The organism is Cobetia sp. UCD-24C, assembly GCF_001306765.1.
In the GTDB taxonomy this organism is placed as follows: Bacteria; Pseudomonadota; Gammaproteobacteria; order Pseudomonadales; family Halomonadaceae; genus Cobetia; species Cobetia amphilecti.
The window spans coordinates 15,488-34,979 of the sequence record NZ_LJTD01000003.1 but is presented as its reverse complement, the minus strand read 5'-3'; the positions used below and the strand labels follow the sequence as shown (position 1 = coordinate 34,979).

The window sequence follows — 19,492 nt, the reverse complement described above, 5'->3', positions numbered from 1 at the left end:
GGCTCAGGCTTCAAGAGCTCAGGCTTCAAAGACGGTGAGAAGCTCGTCAGGCGCTTGTGCTCTCGCCCTCGTTCTCACCTTCGCTATCACCTTCGCTCTCCTCCAGGCCCCGCGTCAGCACTTGCCTCTACACCCACAGTGCCACGATCAGGCCATAGGCCAGCAGGGTGACGACCACGGTACCGGCCAGGTTCAGGAAGAAGCCGGCGCGCATCATGGTCTGGATCTTGAGGTGGCCTGTGGCGAACACGATGGCGTTGGGCGGCGTCGCCACCGGCATCATGAAGGCACAGCTGGCCGCGATGGCCGCCGGCACGGTGATCAGCAGCGGATCGATGTCCAGTGACAGCGCCAGTGCCCCCAGCAGCGGCAGGAAGGCAGCTGCCGTCGCGGTATTGGAGGTGACCTCGGTCAGGAAGATGATCACCACGACCACGATGGCGACCAGGCCGATGAGCGGCAGCACGCTGAACATCGACAGCTGGCCGGCGATCCACTCGGCGAGCCCCGAGCTCTTGATCACGCCCGCCAGTGCCAGGCCACCCCCGAACAGCAGCAACACGCCCCAGGGCAGGTCACGCGCGTCTTCCCACACCAGCAGGCGGCGGCCGCGTGAGGTGCCGGAGGGAATGGCGAACAGGCCCACGCCGATGGCCATGGCGATGCCGGTGTCCGACAGCCAGGCAAGCCCCATCTGGTTGATCAGCGGACGGAACATCCACAGCAGGGCAGCCACCAGGAAGGCGACGCCGACACGTTTCTCGGCGCTGCTCATGGCGCCCAGTGCCTTGAGCTCACGGCTGATCATCTCGCCGCTGTCTGCCGTCTCGGACTTGAAGGAGAAGGGCGTGCGCGTCAGCCACCACCAGGTGATGGCGCACATGGCGATGGCGACCGGCAGGCCGACGACCATCCACTGGGCGAAGCCGATCTCGATGCCTTGATCACTGGACAGGTAGCCTGCCAGCAGGGCATTGGGCGGTGTGCCGATCAGGGTCGCGATACCACCGAGGCTGGCGGAGTAGGCGATGCCCAGCAGCAGGGCGGCGGCGTAGCGCTTCAATTCCGGGTCATTGCTGTCGCGCTCGTCCTGACCACTGGACATCAGGCTGACCACTGACATGCCGATGGGCAGCATCATGATGCTGGTGGCGGTGTTGGACACCCACATGCTGATGAAGCCGGTGGCGATCATGAAGCCGGCGATCTGGCGGCGCGGCGAGTGGCCGGCAAGCTTCAGCGTATGCAGGGCCACGCGGCGATGCAGGTCCCAGCGCTGCATGGCGATCCCGAGCAGGAAGCCACCGAGGAACAGGTAGATGGTCGGGTTGGCATAGGCGGCGGTGGTGCTCTTGATGTCGTCGATGCCAAGCGCCGGCACCAGCACGATGGGCAGCAGCGAGGTCACCGGAATCGGCAGGGCCTCGGTGGCCCACCAGGTGGCCATCAGCAGGGCAAGGCCGACGCAGAGCCAGGCGCTGTCCGGCATGTCACCCGGCGCCGGTGTCAGCCAGGTCAGCAGCAACAGGAGGGGTCCGAGTATCAGGCCGATGCGCGCCGCGAGTGGCGCTTGTGGCGGCGTAGTGGATTGATCAGCGACGTGATCGGGAGATTGCTCAGGCATGTCGACTCCAGAGAAGCCGGTCGGCGACTGGCTTCCTCATCATGGTGGTCATCGTGTTGTTGGTATGGGTCATGGTAGGTGATGGCGAATTGTCGTGTTGGTGTTATTCATTACATGTCGCGCATGTATCCCCGGTCGGGGTGACGTGCACGGCGTGTCATGTTGCCTGCCTTGTCAGAAAGTCGCTCGCGAGTCGATCAGCCGGGTGCTCAGGCGGCAAGGCGCGGCCATTGTCTCAGCATTGCGGCGCGGCTCAATAGCCTTCATTGCCTGTTTTGAAACTCCGGTAAGTGAAACCTTGACGCCGCACAAGCGCGACGCTTGATCCGAGGCGTTCACACCTCGAGCCAGGCCCTGTGTGACGCCATCTTGCACGGGGCAGGTTGCTGTCTGGCGACAGACGCTGTCGTTGGCTGTGGACTTGTGAGCGCAAGGGCTGGAAGGTAGGGTTAGCAGCCATGAACAGGGCCAGCGCAGGACAACTGCGTGGCCCACTGTCGCGTTACTTTCACAAGGAAGATGATTGATGATTCTGGTCACGGGTGGTGCAGGCTACATCGGCTCTCATACGGTATTGGCGCTCATGGAGGCCGGCCATCAGGTGCTGGTGCTGGACAACCTGTCCAATGCCAGCGAAGCCTCTCTTGCGCGTGTGGCGACGCTTGCCGGACGCGAAGTGCCGTTCGTCGAAGGGGATATCCGCAACGGCGCGCTGCTCGACAGCCTGTTCGAGCGTCACGATATCGAGGCCGTGGTCCACTTCGCCGGGCTCAAGGCGGTCGGCGAGAGCGTCGCCAAGCCGCTGGCCTACTACGACAATAACGTCAACGGCACCCTGGTGTTGTGTGACGCCATGGCGCGTGCCGGCGTCAAGCGTATCGTGTTCTCTTCCTCCGCCACCGTGTATGGCGATCCGGCCTCCACGCCGATCCGTGAAGACTTCCCGACCTCCGCGACCAACCCCTATGGCCGCTCCAAGCTGATGGTCGAGGAAGTGCTGCGCGACCTGGCCGTCGCGGATGACAGCTGGCGCATCGCGCTGCTGCGCTACTTCAATCCGGTGGGTGCCCATGAGTCCGGCACCATCGGCGAAGACCCCAACGGCATTCCCAACAACCTGGTGCCGTATATCAGCCAGGTCGCCGTGGGTCGCCTCGAGGAACTGGCCGTGTTCGGTGATGACTACCCGACGCCGGATGGCACCGGGGTGCGCGACTACATCCACGTCGTCGACCTGGCCGATGGCCACCTCAAGGCGCTGGACTACCTGGCCGGTGATGCGCGGGATGGCGTTCACACCTACAACCTGGGCACCGGTACCGGCTACAGCGTGCTGGACATGGTCAAGGCGTTCGAGAAAGCCAGCGGTCGTCCGGTGCCGTATCGCATCGCACCGCGTCGTGCCGGTGATATCGCCGAGTGCTGGGCGGAGCCGGACAAGGCCTTCAACGAGCTGAAGTGGAAGGCCGAGCTGGGTCTCGACCGCATGATGGCCGACAGCTGGCGTTGGCAGTCACGCAACCCCAACGGCTATCGCAGTGCCTGAAAACTGACACTGCATGGTCAGTGCGCCTGAGTTTACCGAGCTTGAATTGACCGAGCTTGAGTTGACCGAGATTGAGTTGACGGCGCTTGTGTGAAGACCTCTCGAAGCGGTCGCGGGCAGCATCCGCGGCCGCTTTTGCGTATGATGACGGCGGGCCGAAGGGCCCGTGTCGACTCCTTCGAATTCTCTGCGAGACCCCCATGACCCAGTCTGATGTCACCCTCGATCTTGAACTGCTGACGGCCATTGAACAGCTTTGCCGTGAAGCGGGGCAGGCGATACTCGCCGTTGCCCGTGGGGGAGAGCTCGGCACGCGTGCCAAGGCGGATGACAGCCCCGTCACGGCGGCGGATATGGCGGCGCATCATGTGCTGGTCGAGGGGCTGGCCCGCCTCACGCCGCAGATCCCGGTGCTCTCGGAGGAGAGCGACAAGGCCGATATCGCGGCGCGGCTTGACTGGCAGACCTTCTGGCTGGTCGACCCGCTGGATGGCACGCGTGAATTCGTCACCGGCAGCGGTGAATACACCGTCAACGTGGCACTGATACAGGGGTCGCGCAGCGTGCTGGGTGTGGTGGATGCGCCGGTGCTGGAGACGACCTGGAGCGGGCTCTCCGGTGTGGGGGCCTTCCGGGAAGACGCCACCGGGCGTGTCGCGATCACGGTCAGCCCGGAGCCTGAGGTATTGAGAGTCGTGGCCAGCAAGTCGCATCTCGATGCGCGCACGGCGGCGCTGATCGAGCGACTGACACCGGTGGAGAACGTCAGCTGTGGCAGCTCGCTCAAGTTCTGTCGCATCGCGGAAGGCAATGCGGATCTCTATCCGCGCTACGCGCCGACCAGCGAGTGGGACACCGCGGCGGCCCAGGCCGTGCTGGAAGCGGCCGGCGGCCAGGTCTTCGATGCCGAGTCATTGCCCGCACAGCCGCGTCGTCTGGACTACAACGCCCGCGATACGCTGGTGAATCCCTTCTTCATCGCCTGTGGCCAAGCGGATGGTCGCTGGCGCCAGGCGCTGGACGTCTGAGGGTGGCCGGGGCTCGACGGCTCGTGCATCTGCTGGCTCGCGTAAGGGCTGAAGCGTTCATGCCGTTGCGGGGACGTTCATGAAGGGCCTGCTGCAGCGCCTCGTCCGTCGCCTGTTTGCGCGCAGCGATCAGGCGAGCAAGCGGGCCGGGGTGATCTCCGCCATCATGCTGGCCCTGCTGGCGAGTCTGGTGCCGTTGATCTATCACGGCCTGCTCGAGGGCGGCCTGATCCTGCTCGGCAATCTGTTGCTGTGGCCGTGTCTGCTGGCGGCGCTGCATCGTCCGCGCTGGCGTTGGCCGGCGCTGGGGCTGATGGCGGCGCTGGGCGTCAATCTCTCCGCAAGCGTGGTCAGCGCCGTCTATTACGATTCCCGCTATGGGCTGGCCTTCGCGCTCAGCTCGCTGGATACCAGCCGCAGCGAATCGATGGCGATGCTGTTCAAGTTTCCGCTGGCCCTGATCGTTCCGCTGGGGTTCTTCCTGCTGGCGCTGTCACTGGGCAATCGCTTCGGGGCGGGGCTGGCTCGCGCCCGGCTGGGCGGGCGCAGCGGAATCGCCTTCGTGCTCTGGATGCTGATGCTGCTGGCCGGCAGCTGGCAGTGGGGGCGGGCCAGCGTGCCGTTGGCCATCACGACGCTGTCGGTCTCGCCGGGCTGGAACCTGGCCACCACCTCGCATGCCTGGTGGGAGAAGGAGCGCTACAAGGCGCTGATGGCGGACGACTATGATTTCGGTGGCGTCTCGCGCAGCCCCGAGGTGTCGGATGACGCCGTCTTCGTCCTGATCATCGGCGAATCCCAGCGCCGCGATCAGCTGTCGCTGTATGGCTATTCCCGCGCCACGACGCCGAATCTCGATGCGCGTCGCGACGAGCTGGTGGTCTTCGATCAGGCCATCGCGCCGGCGCCGCAGACCGTGCTGGCGGTACCGATGCTGGCCAGCCTGACCGACCCGCGGACCTTCTCGCCGCGCTACCTGGACGCCAATCTGATCTCGCTGGCCAATCAGGCCGGCTATCATACCGAGTGGCTGTCGCGCCAGGGGCTCGATATCACTTCCGAGCGCACCTGGATCACCGCCATCGCCCAGCGTGCCGATGTCGCTCGCACCATCATGACCGACTATGACGATGGCTTGCTGGATGCACTGGATGAGGCGCTGGCGCGCGAGGTCGAGGGGCCGCGGCTGATCGTGCTGCATCTCTACGGCAGTCACCCGCCGGCCAGCCTGCAGTACCCGGATTCACTGCGCTATTTCCTGACCCCGGACAGCCGCTCACCGCTGACCGATGCCTACGATGACAGCATCCGCTTCACGGATCAGGTGATCGAGGGCGTCTTCCAGCGCCTGGAAGGGCGACCCGCTGGCGTGCTCTATCTATCGGACCACGGCCTCGAGCATGACCCGCTCAGTGACGCCTATGTGCATGGCGGTGATCGCCCCAGTCAGGCGCCGTACCGCATTCCGCTGTGGCTGTGGCAAACGGGGCAGGCGCCCAATCCCGCGCGGGAGCTGACGCGCCTGCGCTCGCACGCCGATGAGCCTTTCGCCAGTTTTGACCTGCCCTATCTGGCCAGCGACTGGCTGGGCATCCGCTTCTCCGGTGACAAGCCGTGCCTGTCGCCCTGGGCGGTCTGCTATCAGCCACGTGAACGTCATCCGGTGCTGGACCAGCTGGGACGATTGAACTTCTATGAAGCCCTGCCGTCGGACTTTCTTTCCCGACCTCTCGCGCCGGGTGCCGAAGAGCTCGAGGAAGCGGTCGAGGCGACCACCGAGCTGCTGGAGCGCCCGGAGTTCATGTCCGGGCAGGGCGCGAAACGCGACGGGCAAGTCCCACAACCGGATTCCCGCGTGACGCCGTCGGAGGATTCATCGGCGTTCACCTTGTCACCTGCTTCATTACCTTCAGAAACCCTCAAGGACTGACATGAAAATCACTGTCTTCGGAACAGGCTACGTAGGCCTGGTGACTGGCACCTGTCTGGCCGATGTCGGCCATGACGTGATCTGCATGGACGTTGATGCGGCCAAGATCGATGGCCTCAAGCAAGGCGAGATCCCCATCTTCGAGCCGGGGCTGGAGAGCATGGTGCTGCGCAATGTCGAGGCCGGTCGTCTCAACTTCACCACTGACGCCCGTCAGGCCGTCGAGCACGGCGTGCTGCAGTTCATCGCCGTGGGCACACCGCCGGACGAAGACGGCAGCGCCGACCTCAAGTACGTGCTTGCGGTGGCCGGCACCATCGGCGAGCACATGAATGACTACAAGGTCATCATCGACAAGTCCACCGTGCCGGTGGGCACGGCAGACCGCGTCACGGCGCGAGTCGCCGAAGTGCTCGCCGAGCGCGGCGAACGTGTCGACTTCGATGTCTGTTCCAACCCGGAATTCCTCAAGGAAGGCGCGGCGCTGGAGGACTTCACGCGTGGCGCGCGCATCGTGGTCGGCACCGATTCCGAGAAGGTGCGTGAGCGCATGCGCGAATGCTACGCGCCCTACAACCGCAACCATGAAAAGCTGATGTTCATGGATGTGCGCGCCGCCGAGCTGACCAAGTACGCCGCCAACGCCATGCTGGCGACCAAGATCAGCTTCATGAACGAGATCTCCAATCTGGCCGAGCGCCTCGGTGCGGACATCGAGGAAGTGCGCCGTGGCATCGGCAGTGACCCGCGTATCGGCTACCACTTCATCTATCCGGGCTGTGGCTATGGTGGCTCCTGCTTCCCGAAGGACGTCCAGGCGCTGGCACGTACTGCCAGTCAGGTCGGCTATGACGCCGAGCTGCTGACTGCGGTCGAGTCCGTCAACAAGCGCCAGAAGGTCACGCTGTTCGACAAGCTGTCGCGGGCCTTCGATGGTGATCTCAAGGGCAAGACCATCGCCGTCTGGGGTCTGGCCTTCAAGCCCAACACCGATGACATGCGCGACGCGCCGAGCCGCACGCTGATGGAAGCGCTGTGGGCCGCTGGTGCGACCGTGCAGGCCTATGACCCGGAAGCGATGAAGGAATGCCGCCGCATCTACGGCGAGCGCGACGACCTGGTGCTGGTCGCGGACCGTCAGCAGGCGGTCAAGAGCGCCGATGCGCTGGTGGTGTGCACCGAGTGGAAGGAATTCCGCACCCTGGATGGCGAGTGGCTCAAGGCGCAGCTCGGCTTCCCGGTGGTGGTCGATGGCCGCAACCTGTTCGAGCCCGCCGCCATGAAGGCCGCTGGCCTGATGTACTACGCGGTCGGCCGCGGTGACTCCATGCGCCGTGTGCAGGAGGCGTCGTGAGCACTGGTGCAGGCAAGCTGGCCGCGATCGCCATTCGTCAGGTCGAGAAGAATACCGGTGCCAGCCGCAATGCCTTCGAGCAGGCGGATGCGTTGCGCGCGCTGGGCTATCGCGTGGTGATTCTCGCCGAGCGCGGCAAGCCTGAACTGGCTCGCTCCCACAGCGCGGAGCTGGTGCGCCTGTGGCGGTGGCCCTTCAAGGGGGCGTATCGACGTTTCTGGTTCAATCGCCGTGTTCAGGCCTGGGCCAGCCGTCATGCGCCCGACCTGCTGATCAGTCATGGTGACTGCGAAAGCCCGGATACCGTCTATCTGCACAATTGCGTGCACCTTGCCTCGCAGTGCATCCATGGCCGTGAGCTGCCTCGCGACCACGAAGTGGCGGCGATTCATGATCACGTGCTCAAGGGTGGCAAGTTCCGTCAGGTTGCGGTCAATTCGCGCATGATGGGCGAGGACCTGATGGCGCGCTACGGTATCGCGCCTGAGCGGATCGAGATCAGCTACCCGGGCTATGATCCGGAGCAATTCACGGTCGAGCGTGCGCGCGCAGGGCGCACCGCCCAGCGTGAGGCATTGGGCGTGGCCGAGGATGAGCTGCTGGTCGGTCTGGTGTCATCCGGCAACTTCACCAAGCGCAACGTGGCCGGGTTCGTGGCGATGGCGGCGCTGATGGAGCAGGCCTCACCGGGCCGCTATCGCTTCCTGGTGGTAGGCAAGGATGATGCCGCGCCTTACCAGCAGCAGGCCAGGGAGGCGGGCATCGCCGAGCGCATGATCTGGCGCTCGACCATCCCGGAAGTCGAGACGCTCTACGGTGCGCTGGACCTGTTCGTGATGCCGGCTCATATCGAGGAGTTCGGGCGTGTCGCGCTGGAGGCGATGGCCTGTGGTGCGCCGGTGCTGCTCAATGCGCGGGTCGGCTCGGCTGAGTTGCTCGATGACTACCCTGAGCTGGTCATGGCGGCAGAGTCCACGCCACAGCAGTGGGCCGGGCGCAGCACCCATCTGCTCGAGAGCGATACGCAGGCGCTGAGCGCTGCGCTGGCCAGCCTGGCATGCAATTACTCGCATCAGGCGCAGAATCTCAAGCTCAAGGCCAGCTTCGAGGCCTTGATGGCGGGGCGGTGAAGGTCCGCGCTGACAGATTGACCGCTTGCGTGCCGGACGAAGCATGAGTACGACAGAGCAAAGCGTGCAAGAGTGAATGACACGACTGGCCCCGTATCCCCGATGCGGGGCCTTTTGTTGACGCAAGGCGTGGGTGAGGGCGGGCTACGTGGTCATCGGTCGCAGTGCTCCACCTTGGGTGTCGCGTGTGCAGTCCCTATACTCATGGCTTGTTTACCGCAGGAGAAAGGCATGTCCCTGACTATCAGCATCATTCTGGCCGTCATCGCGATCATCATCATCGCGGGATTGGCGTTCTATGCCCTCAAGCTGCGCCGCGAGGTCAAGGTGCGTGAGGCGCGTCGCGAGCAAGAGCTCATCCAGGCGCGCGCCAACTGTCTGGAAAGCCTCGAAGCCATCGCACGCGCCATGCAGGCCGGGCAGGTCGACATGGTGGAAGGCGGTCTGCGCTGCAAGGTACTGATCGAGATTCTCGATACCAGTCTGGCCGAAGATGACGTGCTCTCGGTCTTCGGTGTCCTGCATGGGCGGGTCTCACACCTGCACACCCATTCGGCGCGCAAGGAGCTGTCGCCGCGTGAGCGTCTGGCCGAAGACAAGGAGCGCATCGCCGTCGAGGAAGCGCTGGCGGAGCCGCTGCAACTGGCGGCGAGTCGCGTGCTGAGCAACATGGAGTTCTGGCATCAGCATTACCTGGGGCGCAAGCGTCCCGCTTCGCCAGCAGATCTGGGGCAGGCCGTCTGATGAGTCTTCACGAGGCAGGCATGAACACGACACTTTCCTTGCTGGGCACGCCGCTGGCCGAGCTGCGTCACGCCCTGCACCGCTCACCGGAACTCTCCGGACAGGAAGCCGCCACGGCGGCCTGCATCGCCGGCTGGATGCAGGAGGCCGGCGCCGAGGTGGTCAGCGGGCTGGGCGGGCATGGTCTGGCCGCCATCTTCCGCGGCGCCGAGCCAGGCCCGCGCGTCATGCTGCGTTGTGAGCTGGATGCGCTGCCCATCGATGAGGCGCCGCGCGGCGACTGGTCCTCCTGTCACCCGCATGTCGGGCACCTGTGCGGCCATGACGGCCACATGAGCTGGATGCTGGGCGTGGCGCAGCGCCTGGCGGCGTCTCCGGTCGCCAGGGGCGAGGTGGTGTTGCTGTTCCAGCCCGCCGAGGAAACCGGCGAAGGCGCGCGCGCCGTCGTGCGCAGCAAGGCCTTTGCCGCGCTCAAGCCGGACTATCTCTATTCGTGCCACAACTTGCCGGGGCGCCCCCTCGGGGAAGTCAGCGTGCGCGACCATGCCTTCACCTGCGCCTCACGCGGCATGATCGTGCGGCTTTCCGGTCTCTGCGCACATGCGGCCCACCCGGAAAATGGTCGCAGCCCGGCGATGGCCATGTGTCGCATCATGCAAGGCCTGTCGCGTCTGCCGTTGCAATTTGCCGATGAGACCGGGCTTGCGATGGTGACCCTGATTCATGCGCGCCTGGGCGAGGTCGCGTTCGGCACCTCACCGGGCGACGCCGAGGTGATGGTCACCCTGCGCACCGAGAGCGATGACATGATGAAGGCGCTGGCCGAAGCGGCCGTATCACTGGCGCGCAGCGAGGCGGAAGAAGACCGTCTGGGCATCGACGTGGACTGGTGTGACACCTTCGATGCGACCTGGAATTCGCCTGAGGCGAACGACATGATTCGTCGCGTGGCACGACAGCAAGGGCTTGATTGCGTGGAACTTCCTCAGGCACATCGCTGGTCCGAGGACTTTGGCGTGCTGGCACGTGATTGCCATGCTGCCATGTTCACATTTGGCGCTGGTGAGGAAATGTCGGGGCTTCACCACCCCGATTACGATTTTCCTGATACGCTGTTGGCGCCCGGCGTCGAGATTTTCGAGGGGCTGGTTCGCCAGCACCTTGGAAGAGAGTAAAACAGGGGTTTTACAGCGTCGCCATTCTGATACAGTTAGTGTCAAAGTTTTTCGACGTTGCAAAAAACACTGTTTTCCTTCACCGTATGCCTGAGGATCGGTACCGTTTTCAAGGGAAACAGACCCGATCAGAGCTGGAAGGACGCACCTGCATGTGCTTTCTTCTTAAAGGAAGATTTGAATAAAATTCCTTTCATCGTAACGAGTTCGGCTCTTATACTGAGTCGATACGTAACACCCTCGTTACATATTGCGCTGTGTTAAGAAGGAGTCTTACATGAAAAGATCTACGACTGGCCTGGTTCTGGGTTCTGCATTGGTTGTTGGCCTGTCTGGCTGCGCAAGCTCTGCTTCCCAGTCTTCATCTGCTGAGAAGCCCTGGTACAGCCAGCCGTTCGTCTGCGGTCTGGCCGGTGGCCTGATCGGTGGCGGGATTGGTTACGGCGTCTCTGGCGACAGCGACGAAGACACCGGCGCTTCTCTGGGTGCTGTCGGCGGCGCGACCGCTGGCGCACTGCTGTGTGCTGACGATGCTCCGAAGTCCATGGACGATGATGGCGACGGCGTGCCGAACGACCGTGACGAATGCCCGGGGACTCCGGCAGGCGTCGCTGTTGATGCGAAAGGCTGCCCGCTGGACACCGACGGTGACGGCGTTGCTGACTACAAGGACCAGTGCCCGGGTACTCCGGCCGGCGTCACTGTTGACGCGAAAGGCTGCCCGCTCGATTCCGACGGTGACGGCGTGCCGGACTACCAGGACCAGTGCCCGAACACCCCGGCCGGCGCCAAGGTCAATGCTCTGGGCTGTGTCGCGGACCTCGTCCTGCGTGACGTGAACTTCGAGTTCGACTCCGCCAAGCTGACTGCCAACGCCGAGAAAGTGCTGAACGGTGTGGCGGCCAAGCTGGTCTCCAACGAGAACGTCCGCGTTCGCGTCGAAGGTCACACTGACTCCGTGGGTTCTGACTCCTACAACAAGCAGCTGTCCCAGAAGCGTGCTGACTCCGTGAAGGCCTACCTGGCTTCCGAAGGTGTTGGCGCCAACCGTATCCAGACTGTGGGTTACGGTGAAGAGCAGCCGGTCGCCAGCAACGATACTGCTGCAGGCCGTGCCGAAAACCGTCGTGTCGAGCTTGCTGAAGTCAAGTAAGCCGAACTCGGTAAGCTGAATCAGACGGGGCGCCTCAGGGCGCCCCGTCTGCGTTCGTGTCGTGCATGGTCTTCAGTGGCTCAAGCGTATCTTTACGACTTTTGAACGGGCTGCTAAGGTCTTGCCTCGTTCATGTTCCCGCGTTATGTGTCCACACCCTGCCTGGTCGCTCGATCATCATGGGGCAGTGGGCGGCGCCCCAGGCATTGTAGGCCGGGGTCAGTAGCGTGAGGGGCGTGATCGTCATTGCCCCCATTTCGAGCCGACGCCCCGCGTTCGGCCAAATTCGCTTCACGTGACCCTTGGTAAGGGCCACCACTGAACGCAAGGAATTCTTCATGCCTATCGTTACTCTGCCAGACGGCAGCCAGCGTACCTTCGATGCCCCGATTTCCGTGATGCAGCTGGCCGAGTCCATCGGTCCCGGTCTTGCCAAGGCCTGTGTGGCCGGCAAGATCAATGGCGTCGAGGTCGATGCCGCTGACATGATCACCGAAGACGCCAACGTCGCCATTCTCACGGCGCGTGATGCGGAAGGCCTGGACGTAATTCGTCACTCCTGCGCACACCTGATCGGTCATGCCGTCAAGCAGCTCTACCCGGAGGCCAAGATGGCCATCGGCCCGGTCATCGATGACGGCTTCTATTACGACATCGACTTTGGCCGCTCGGTCACCCCGGAAGATCTCGAGACCATCGAGAAGCGCATGAAGCAGCTGATCGACAGCGAGTACGATGTGGTGCGTGAGTATGTCTCGCGTGACCAGGCCATGGCCGCTTTCGAGAAGCGCGATGAGCCGTACAAGCAGGAGATCATCGAGGGCATCGGCGAAGGCGATACCATCCGCCTTTACCACCACGAAGAATACACCGACATGTGCCGCGGCCCGCACGTGCCGAATACCCGTCACCTCAAGCACTTCCAGCTGCTCAAGCTGGCCGGTGCCTACTGGCGTGGTGATTCCACCAAGCCGATGCTGACCCGCATCTATGGCACCGCCTGGCCGGACAAGAAGCAGCTCAAGGCCTACCTCAAGCGTCTCGAGGAAGCCGAGAAGCGCGATCACCGCAAGCTGGCCAAGAAGCTGGACCTCTTCCATATGCAGGAAGAAGCGCCGGGCATGGTGTTCTGGCACCCGAATGGCTGGACCATGTATCAGGTGCTCGAGCAGTACATGCGTCGTATCCAGCGTGCCAATGGCTACCAGGAGATCAAGACGCCGCAGGTGGTCGATCTTTCGCTGTGGAAGAAGTCCGGGCACTGGGGGCATTACAACGAGCTGATGTTCACCACCGAGTCCGAGAAGCGTGAGTACGCGGTCAAGCCGATGAACTGCCCGTGTCACGTCCAGGTCTTCAATCAGGGTCTGAAGAGCTACCGTGACCTGCCGCTGCGTCTGGCCGAGTTCGGCTCCTGCCACCGCAACGAGCCGTCCGGCTCTCTGCATGGTCTGATGCGTGTGCGTGGCTTCACCCAGGATGACGCCCACATCTTCTGTACCGAGAATCAGGTCGAGTCCGAGGCCGAGGACTTCATCCGTCTGACACTGGAAGTCTACCGTCAGTTCGGCTTCGAAGACGTCGAACTGAAGCTCTCCACCCGTCCGGAGTCCTTCATCGGTGAGCCGGAAGCGTGGGACAAGGCTGAAGCCGGCCTGCAGGCAGCCCTGGATGCGACTGGCCTGCCGTGGGAGCTGCAGCCGGGTGAGGGTGCCTTCTATGGACCAAAGATTGAATTCTCTCTGCGAGATTGTCTGAATCGTGTCTGGCAGTGTGGTACTCTACAGCTCGACTTCAATCTGCCTGAGCGTCTCAGTGCCCAGTTTGTCGATGAAAGTGGAGAGCGTCGCATGCCGGTCATGTTGCACCGCGCGATTCTCGGCTCCTTCGAGCGCTTCCTCGGCATCCTGATCGAGCACCACGCAGGCGCGATGCCATTCTGGCTCGCCCCGGAGCAGGTTGTCGTAATGAATATCACGGATTCCCAGGCAGAATATGCCAAGGATCTGGTCTCCCGCCTCGAGAAACATGACATCCGTGTCAAAGCAGACTTGAGGAACGAGAAGATCGGCTTTAAAATCCGTGAGCATACTCTGCAGAAGGTTCCTTACCTCATCGTCGTTGGCGACAAGGAAGTGGAAGCTGATGCAGTAGCTGTCAGAACCCGTTCCGGTGAAGACCTCGGCACCATGAAAGTTTCAGAATTCATGGAACGCCTGAAGGAAGAACAGGTCTGACAGTAACGAATTTCAGCCAAACGGAGACGCAACGATCAAGCGGAATAATCAGCGCGGACGCCCCCAGGAAAAGCGGGCTCCCATCAATGACCGTATTCGTGCGGACGAAGTCCGCCTCATCGACGCAGATGGCGAGCAGGTTGGCGTAGTGTCAACCAAAGATGCGCTTGTCAAGGCCGAAGAGGCAGGGCTCGACCTCGTCCAGATTTCCAATGCCGACCCCATCGTCTGCAAGATCATGGATTACGGCAAGTTTCTTTTCGACGAGAAGAAACAGAAGAATCTGCAGAAGAAGAAGCAGAAACAGATCCAGGTCAAGGAAGTCAAATTCCGTCCTGGTACCGATGAAGGCGATTATCAGGTCAAGCTACGCAACCTGACTCGCTTCATCGAAGGCGGAGACAAGGGTAAAGTAACCTTGCGCTTCCGTGGTCGCGAAATGGCGCACCAGGACATCGGCCGCAAGCTGATGGAACGGATCGCCGGCGATCTCTCGGAGCTCGTGACCGTCGAGTCCTTCCCGAAAATGGAAGGCCGTCAGATGATCATGATTCTCGCGCCGAAAAAGAAGTGATCCATAGGCAGTAAAACGGACACATCAGGGTCACGCCTGCGGGCGTGGCTCTTTTTGTCGGCCCTGGATTTTCTCAAGAAACCGAGCGGAGTTAATACTCATGCCGAAGATCAAGACTAACCGCGGCGCTGCCAAGCGCTTCAAGAAGACTGCCAACGGCTTCAAGCACAAGCAGTCCTTCCGTAGCCACATCCTGACCAAGAAGTCGACCAAGCGTAAGCGTCAGCTGCGTGGCATGAAGCAGGTTCACGCTGCAGACAAGGCGCTGATCCAGCGCATGCTGCCGAACCTGTAAGCCGTCCTTACCTCGGTCCAACTTTCTTAATATCAGGAGTACGCTATGTCCCGCGTCAAGCGTGGCGTCGTCGCACGTCGCCGTCACAAGAAGATCATGAAGCAGGCCAAGGGTTACTACGGAGCGCGTTCACGCGTCTTCCGCGTAGCCAAGCAGGCTGTCATCAAGGCCGGCCAGTACGCTTACCGTGACCGTCGTGTCCGCAAGCGTCAGTTCCGTGCCCTGTGGATCGCGCGTATCAACGCTGCGGCCCGCATCAATGGCATGTCCTACAGCCGCTTCATCGCTGGCCTGAAGAAGGCCAATATCGAGATCGACCGCAAGGTCCTCGCCGATATCGCGGTTCACGAAAAAGCTGCCTTTGCTGCCATCGTCGAGAAGGCCAAGGCTGCTCAGTAAGTGACCGGATCAGATGTCGCCCAGACCCGGCGAGCCGCTCAGGTGGCGAATCGGGCCGTGACTGTCGAATGCTTGCATTGGACAACTCAGGCGGTATCGAGATGACGTGTTACGTCACAGGGGAAGAGCAGCCGCTCTTCCCCTGTTTTTGTTTGGCCTGCCGTCAGAGAATCGGCGGTGGGTCAGCAGCGACATGAACGGGATTGGCCGCGTTGTGGGCCGGTCTCTGGCAAGGGCGCGATCGTCTGTGTGACTCACCGCAGGCGGAGCGCTCTCCCTGCCGACCTTCGGGTCGGCGCGACTTCCATTGGTGGCGGACATTGCCGCGCCAGTGACTCAAGCGATCGGAGCTGAACGGATGGAACATCTTTCCACCCTGGTGGACGAAGCACGCACCGCGATCCAGGCGGCCGAAGACGTCCAGACCCTCGACGAGGTACGGGTACGTTTTCTCGGCAAGAAGGGCGAGATCACCGCACTGCTCAAGGGCCTCGGCAAGCTGTCCCCCGAAGAGCGTCCCAAGGCCGGTGAGACCATCAACGAAGCCAAGCAGCTGCTGAGTGGCGAGTTGGATGCACGTCGCAATACGCTGGAAACGGCGGCGCTCAATGCGCGTCTTGCCGCCGAGCGCGTCGATGTGACCCTGCCGGGCCGTGGTGAGCCGGTAGGCGGCCTGCACCCGGTCACCCGCACGCTTGAGCGTATCGAAAGCTTCTTCTCGCACATCGGTTACGGTGTCGCTGAAGGGCCGGAAATCGAAGATGACCATCACAACTTCGAAGCGCTGAACATCCCGTCGCATCACCCGGCGCGCGCGATGCATGACACCTTCTATTTCGATGCCACGCGTCTTCTGCGCACCCACACCTCACCGGTGCAGGTACGCAGCATGAAGGCCAGTGAGCCGCCGCTGCGCATCGTCTGCCCGGGTCGCGTCTATCGCTGCGACTCCGATCTGACCCACACCCCGATGTTCCATCAGGTCGAGGGTCTGCTGGTCGACGAGAATGTCAGCTTCGCCGACCTCAAGGGCACCGTCGAAGAGTTCCTGCATGCCTTCTTCGAGCGTGATGACCTGGAAGTCCGCTTCCGTCCGTCCTACTTCCCGTTCACCGAACCGTCCGCTGAAGTCGATATCCAGTGCGTGATGTGTGCCGGTGACGGCTGTCGTGTCTGCTCCCACACCGGCTGGCTCGAGGTGATGGGGTGCGGCATGGTGCACCCGGAAGTCTTCCGTCACTCCGGTATCGATAGCGAGCGCTTCCGCGGCTTCGCCTTCGGCATGGGCGTGGAGCGTCTGGCGATGCTGCGTTACGGCGTCAACGACCTGCGGTTGTTCTTCGAGAACGACCTGCGTTTCCTTCGCCAGTTCAGCTAGGCACTCATTCACGTATCGCGCCTTGAGGGCGTGAACTTACGGAACAGGACAGCAAGATGAAATTTTCCGAACAGTGGCTGCGTGAGTGGGTGTCGCCGGAACTGAACACCCAGCAGCTGGCCGATCAGGTCACCATGGCCGGTCTGGAAGTCGATGGTATCGAACCGGTCGCCGGTGAGTTCACCGGTGTGGTCGTGGCTGAGGTCAAGGACAAGCAACCGCACCCGGAGGCTGATCGCCTCAATGTCTGCCAGGTGGATGATGGCAGTGGTGCACTGGTGCAGGTCGTCTGTGGCGCGCCGAATGTCGCCGCTGGCCAGAAGGTGCTCTTCGCTCAGGTCGGCGCCAAGCTGCCGGGCGACTTCAAGATTCGCAAGGCCAAGCTGCGCGGTGTCGAATCCCGCGGCATGATCTGTGGTGCCTCCGAGCTGGGCCTGGAAGCCGAAGCCTCTGACGGCATCATGGTGCTGGCCGCGGATGCGCCGGTGGGCCGTGATGCACGTGACTTCCTGAATCTTGACGACAACGCCATCGAGGTCGATCTGACCCCGAACCGCGGCGACTGCCTGAGCGTCAAGGGTCTGGCGCGTGAAGTCGGCGTGCTCAACCGTCTCGCCGTCACGGCACCGAGCATCGAGCCGGTCGCCGCCCAGATCGACGATACCTTCCCGGTCACCGTCAGCGCGCCAGAGGCGTGCCCGCGCTATCTGGGACGTGTCGTGCGTGACGTCAATGTCGCCGCGACCTCGCCGCTGTGGCTCGAGGAGCGTCTGCGTCGCAGTGGTATCCGCAGCATCGACCCCGTCGTCGACGTCACCAACTACGTGCTGCTCGAACTCGGCCAGCCGATGCACGCCTTCGATCTGGCACGCTTGAACGGCGGCATCGAGGTGCGCATGGCAGCCGCTGAAGAGCCGCTGACGCTGCTCGACGGTCAGGAAGTCGCGCTGCGTGACGACACTCTGGTCATCGCCGACGAGAAGGGCCCGCTGGCCATCGCCGGTGTGATGGGTGGCGAAGGCAGTGGCGTGAACGCCGAGACGCGCGACATCTTCTTCGAGTCGGCCTTCTTCGCGCCGTTGAGCGTCGCTGGCAAGGCGCGCAGCTACGGCCTGCACACCGACAGCTCGCATCGTTTCGAGCGTGGTGTGGACGCGCAGCTGCAGCGTGATGCCATCGAGCGCGCGACAGCCCTGCTGCTCGAGATCACCGGCGGCAAGCCGGGCCCGATCATCGAGGTCGCCAGCGACGCAGCGCTGCCCAAGGCCGCCGTCGTCAGCCTGAGCGGCGCCAGTGTCGAGCGCACGCTGGGCATGGCGCTGCCGGATGACGAGATCGTCGAGATTCTCGAGCGTCTGGGCATGCAGGTCGCCGTGAATGGCGATAGCCAATGGCAGGTGACGGTGCCGAGCTGGCGTTTCGATGTCAGCATCGAGGCTGATCTGATCGAAGAGCTGGCACGCATCCACGGCTACAACAATCTGCCGGTCAGCCGTCCGAACGCGCGTCTGGCACCGGCCGTGGCCAATGAGACCACCCAGCCGCTGACCAGCCTGCGTCGTCAGCTGGTGGCGCGGGGCTATCAGGAAGCGATCAGCTACAGCTTCGTCGCCCCTGAGCTGCAGAAGACGCTGGATCCGCAAGGGGTGGCACCGGCACTGGCCAACCCGATTTCCAGCGACATGGCCGTGATGCGCAGCTCGCTGCTGCCGGGGCTGGTCAAGGCGCTGAGCCACAACCTGAATCGTCAGCAGTCGCGCGTGCGCCTGTTCGAGACCGGGCTTGTGTTCCGCGGCGAGCTGGACTCCCTCGAGCAGACGCCGATGATCGGCGGCCTGATCACCGGCGCCCGTCTGCCGGAAGGCTGGAATGGCGGTCGTGACAAGGTCGACTTCTTCGATCTCAAGGGCGATGTCGAGGCACTGCTGGCACTGGGCGGCAATCTGGATGCCTGGCGCTTCGAAGCCGCCGAGCATCCGGCACTGCACCCGGGCCAGTGCGCTCAGCTGTTCTTCAATGGCGAGCCGGCGGGCTGGATGGGGGCCCTGCACCCGGCGGCGCGCGCCGAGCTTGGCCTGAAGGTCGAGGTGTTCGTGTTCGAGATCACGCTGGCCGCTGCCTGCGCTGGCCGTCTGCCGCGCTTCGCGCCGCTCTCCAAGTATCCGGAAGTGCGTCGTGACCTGGCCTTCGTGGTCGAAGAGGGCGTTCACGTGCAGTCGCTGCTCGACGCCATCCGCTCGCAAGCCGGTGAATGGCTGACGGACCTGCGCCTGTTTGACGTCTATCAGGGGCAGGGGGTAGCCGATGGTCACAAGTCGCTCGCCCTGGGCTTGACCTGGCAGCATCCTTCGCGCACGCTGAATGATGAGGAAATCAATCAGTTAGTCGATGCGATCGTCACCGATGGCCACACACGTTTCGGGGCGGCGCTGAGAGCATGAGTCGCCACTTGAACGAGGGAGCGGACATGGGAGCGTTGACCAAGGCGGAACTTGCCGAGCATCTGCACGCAGAACTCGGCATGTCCAAGCGCGAAGCCAAGTCGATGGTAGAGGTATTCTTCGACGAGATTCGCGGTTGCCTGCGGGAAAATGAACAGGTGAAGCTGTCCGGTTTCGGCAACTTCGATCTACGTGACAAGCGCGAGCGTCCGGGGCGCAATCCCAAGACAGGCGAGGAGATTCCGATCTCCGCGCGTCGCGTGGTGACATTCCGCCCAGGTCAGAAGCTCAAGGCCCGAGTGGATGAGTACGATGGCGAGACGCACGCACATCAGCGTCTTGAAGAGCATGATGACCACGATGATCATGATGATGATCACTGAGGTCATTGCCTGACCTCACCCGCCGCTCCCTGAGCGGGTGACCATGCTCACGAAAGCCCCGACGCCCTGCGTCGGGGCTTTCGTCGTTCTGAGGCCTCGTT

Annotated in this window: 16 protein-coding genes; 15 read left to right on the top strand and 1 reads right to left on the bottom strand. The window is 62.9% G+C overall.

The genetic code is table 11. The features are described from left to right. Window positions 1-127 precede the first annotated feature (127 nt). Window positions 128-1,624 carry an SLC13 family permease gene (locus AOG28_RS04370; protein WP_054555474.1) on the bottom strand — a complete coding sequence of 499 codons (1,497 nt, stop codon included), beginning with the start codon at window positions 1,622-1,624 and terminating at the stop codon, window positions 128-130. A gap of 523 nt (window positions 1,625-2,147) precedes the next feature. Here AOG28_RS04370 and galE point away from each other — a divergent pair. The 15 genes from galE (at window position 2,148) to ihfA (ending at window position 19,391) form a co-directional block, all read left to right on the top strand. Continuing rightward, window positions 2,148-3,170 carry a UDP-glucose 4-epimerase GalE gene (galE, locus tag AOG28_RS04365; RefSeq protein ID WP_054555473.1) on the top strand — a complete coding sequence of 341 codons (1,023 nt, stop codon included), beginning with the start codon at window positions 2,148-2,150 and terminating at the stop codon, window positions 3,168-3,170. 200 nt (window positions 3,171-3,370) lie between these two features. Continuing rightward, complete coding sequence (gene cysQ, locus AOG28_RS04360; protein ID WP_054555472.1) at window positions 3,371-4,198, top strand: 3'(2'),5'-bisphosphate nucleotidase CysQ; 828 nt, start codon at window positions 3,371-3,373, stop codon at window positions 4,196-4,198. Between the two features lie 79 nt (window positions 4,199-4,277). Beyond that, window positions 4,278-6,128 carry a phosphoethanolamine transferase gene (locus AOG28_RS04355; protein WP_054555471.1) on the top strand — a complete coding sequence of 617 codons (1,851 nt, stop codon included), beginning with the start codon at window positions 4,278-4,280 and terminating at the stop codon, window positions 6,126-6,128. Window position 6,129: 1 nt separating this feature from the next. Beyond that, window positions 6,130-7,482, top strand: coding sequence for a UDP-glucose dehydrogenase family protein (locus tag AOG28_RS04350; RefSeq protein WP_054555470.1), 1,353 nt, complete (start codon window positions 6,130-6,132; stop codon window positions 7,480-7,482). Beyond that, window positions 7,479-8,612, top strand: a complete 1,134-nt coding sequence (locus AOG28_RS04345) for a glycosyltransferase family 4 protein (RefSeq protein ID WP_054555469.1) — start codon at window positions 7,479-7,481, stop codon at window positions 8,610-8,612. The genes AOG28_RS04350 and AOG28_RS04345 overlap by 4 nt, the downstream gene beginning before the upstream one ends. Before the next feature lie 231 nt (window positions 8,613-8,843). Further along, window positions 8,844-9,356: a DUF2489 domain-containing protein gene (locus AOG28_RS04340; protein WP_082388255.1), complete on the top strand. Its 513-nt coding sequence runs from the start codon at window positions 8,844-8,846 to the stop codon at window positions 9,354-9,356. Window positions 9,357-9,376: 20 nt separating this feature from the next. Then, window positions 9,377-10,531 carry an amidohydrolase gene (locus AOG28_RS04335; RefSeq protein WP_054555468.1) on the top strand — a complete coding sequence of 385 codons (1,155 nt, stop codon included), beginning with the start codon at window positions 9,377-9,379 and terminating at the stop codon, window positions 10,529-10,531. 277 nt (window positions 10,532-10,808) lie between these two features. After that, window positions 10,809-11,684 carry an OmpA family protein gene (locus tag AOG28_RS04330; RefSeq protein WP_043335655.1) on the top strand — a complete coding sequence of 292 codons (876 nt, stop codon included), beginning with the start codon at window positions 10,809-10,811 and terminating at the stop codon, window positions 11,682-11,684. Window positions 11,685-12,022: 338 nt separating this feature from the next. Then, entirely contained in the window at window positions 12,023-13,921 is a 1,899-nt protein-coding gene (thrS, locus tag AOG28_RS04325; RefSeq protein WP_054555467.1) for a threonine--tRNA ligase, read from the top strand. A 34-nt stretch (window positions 13,922-13,955) separates the two neighbouring features. Then, window positions 13,956-14,495, top strand: coding sequence for a translation initiation factor IF-3 (gene infC, locus AOG28_RS04320; RefSeq protein WP_082388253.1), 540 nt, complete (start codon window positions 13,956-13,958; stop codon window positions 14,493-14,495). Between the two features lie 100 nt (window positions 14,496-14,595). Continuing rightward, window positions 14,596-14,790, top strand: coding sequence for a 50S ribosomal protein L35 (gene rpmI, locus AOG28_RS04315; RefSeq protein WP_043335648.1), 195 nt, complete (start codon window positions 14,596-14,598; stop codon window positions 14,788-14,790). 45 nt (window positions 14,791-14,835) lie between these two features. Next, window positions 14,836-15,189 carry a 50S ribosomal protein L20 gene (gene rplT / locus AOG28_RS04310; protein ID WP_043335644.1) on the top strand — a complete coding sequence of 118 codons (354 nt, stop codon included), beginning with the start codon at window positions 14,836-14,838 and terminating at the stop codon, window positions 15,187-15,189. A 358-nt stretch (window positions 15,190-15,547) separates the two neighbouring features. After that, window positions 15,548-16,567: a phenylalanine--tRNA ligase subunit alpha gene (pheS, locus tag AOG28_RS04305; protein ID WP_043335643.1), complete on the top strand. Its 1,020-nt coding sequence runs from the start codon at window positions 15,548-15,550 to the stop codon at window positions 16,565-16,567. A 56-nt stretch (window positions 16,568-16,623) separates the two neighbouring features. After that, window positions 16,624-19,008 (top strand): phenylalanine--tRNA ligase subunit beta, encoded by a 2,385-nt coding sequence (gene pheT / locus AOG28_RS04300; protein WP_054555466.1) that lies wholly within the window; start codon window positions 16,624-16,626, stop codon window positions 19,006-19,008. A gap of 26 nt (window positions 19,009-19,034) precedes the next feature. Then, window positions 19,035-19,391, top strand: a complete 357-nt coding sequence (gene ihfA, locus AOG28_RS04295; RefSeq protein ID WP_107336300.1) for an integration host factor subunit alpha — start codon at window positions 19,035-19,037, stop codon at window positions 19,389-19,391. Window positions 19,392-19,492 lie beyond the last annotated feature (101 nt).